The sequence below is a fragment of the Kitasatospora sp. A2-31 genome (assembly GCF_022288725.1).
Taxonomy (GTDB): domain Bacteria; phylum Actinomycetota; class Actinomycetes; order Streptomycetales; family Streptomycetaceae; genus Kitasatospora.
This window is the reverse complement of the sequence record NZ_JAKNTA010000103.1, coordinates 1-1,940: the sequence shown is the minus strand read 5'-3', so window position 1 is coordinate 1,940 and position 1,940 is coordinate 1. Positions and strand designations below refer to the sequence as shown.

The following is a 1,940-nucleotide window of genomic DNA, read 5'->3' as shown; positions in this document are numbered from 1 at the left end:
TACTGAGGATGATCCCGAGCATGTTGGTGGCGGCCGACCGGAGCACGGTGTCGTCCGTCGCCTGGAACTCGAGGCTCCGGCGCAGGGAGTGCTCCGCACCCTGGAAGTCGCTGGTGAGACCTTGAAGGGCACCGATGGCGAAGTGGACGCGGGCGAGCGCTTCGCGGTCGTCGCCGGCGTTCTGGCCCGCGATCTCCAGGGCCCGACGGACCCGGGGCCCGTGCGTCGGGTCCGCGCCCAGGCTGTTCAGCAGGATCAGCAGGTCGACCGCCGGGTACCGCAGTTCTCGCGGCCCGTCCGTCGCGGCTTCCACGGCCCCGAGGATCAGCGCGTTCTCGGCGCGGAGCCAGCCCCGTGCGGCCTCGCTCGTCGCCAGTGCCAGGCCGGTCGACGCCGGTGGGTTCAGCGGGTCGGGGAACTGGTCGTCCGGCTCGATCGCGCGGGCTGCGTTGGAGACGGTGGCCAACAGGAGGTCGAGCAGGCGCAGCATGGCCAGCCGCTGTTCCTCGGCGTCGCCGGTGCGCTCGTTCTGGCGCTGCGCATAGAGCCGGAGCAGGTCGTGGTACCGGTAGCGCCCCGGCGTGAAGCACTCCAGCATGTTGGCCTCGACCAGGGCCTCGGCGAGGTCCTCGGCGGTGGTCTCGTCCACGCCGAGCAGCGCGGCGGCGGCCGCGAGCGGGATGTCGGGGGAGTCGATCAGCGAGAGCAGTCGAAAGGCACGCGCCTCGGCCGGGGACAGCTGTCCGTATCCGAGGCCGATCGTGGTCTCCACCGCGAGGTTTCCGAGCTGGAGCTCGTCCAGCCGGCGCCGTTGGTCGGCTAACCGGCGGGCCAGGTCCGAGACGCTCCACCTGGGCCGGCTGGCCAGCCGGGCTGCCGCGATGCGGACGGCGAGGGGGAGGAAGCCGCAGGCCGTCACGACCGCCATCGAGGCCTCGGGCTCGGCGGCGACGCGCTGTTCGCCGACGATGGCCGAGAAGAGGGCCAGCGCCTCCTGCGGAGTGAGTTCCTCGACGTCCACCAGGTGCGCGCCCGGGATGCCGGCGAGCCGGCCACGGCTGGTGGCGAGCACGGCGCAGCCGGACACCCCCGGGATGAGCGGTCGGATCTGCTCGGCGTCCTGGGCGTTGTCGAGCAGGATCAGCATCCGCCGGCTGGCGAGCAGCGAGCGGTAGAGGGCCGCACGCTGTTCGAGGGAGTCGGGATTCTCGGTGACGCCGAGAACGTGCAGGAAGTCGCCGAGGACGACCGCCGGGTCGGCAGGCGACGCCCCGGCGCCGCGGAGGTCGACGTACAGCTGCCCGTCCGGGAACTCGGCCCGCACCCGGTGGGCCACGTGGACGGCGAGCGTGGTCTTCCCGACGCCGCCGATGCCGGCGAGCGACGTCACCACGACCGCCTGCCCGGTGGCGTTCATCAGGACGGAGGACAGCTCGGCGACCAGCCCCTCCCGTCCGCTGAAGTCGGAGACGTCGGCCGGGAGCTGGGCCGGCGGAGGTGGCGTGACCGGACCGTCCTCGCGGACGGGGGTGGCGGGCGCGCCGGTGGGAGTCAGCGTCGGGTCTGCGGCGAGGATCCGCGCGTGCATGGCCGACAGGCCGGCGCCGGGTTCGACGCCGAGCTCGTCGATCAGCAGCTTCCGGGTGTCGGTGTAGACGCCGAGGGCCTCCGCCTGGCGCCCGCAGCGGTAGAGCGCCAGCATCAGCAGTTCGCGCAGGCGCTCGCGCAGCGGGTGCTCGGCGGTGAGCGAGTTCAGCTCGCCGACCACCTCGGCGTGCAGGCCGATGTCGAGGGCGGCGGTGCACCGCTCCTCGGCGACGGCGATCCGGCGCTCGCCCAGGCGGAGCCGTTGCGCCTCGGCGTACGGCCCGGGGACGCCGGTCAGCGGGCGTCCGCTGAAGAGGCCGAGTGCCTGCAGCAGCAGCTCGTGCGCCTCCTGC

General features: G+C 73.5%; 1 protein-coding gene. It reads right to left on the bottom strand.

Features of this window, described 5'->3' with window-relative positions; translation table 11 throughout:
• Window positions 1–1,940 (bottom strand): BTAD domain-containing putative transcriptional regulator (locus tag MCM47_RS39875; protein ID WP_238951738.1); only part of this gene is annotated, 1,940 nt, incomplete at both ends.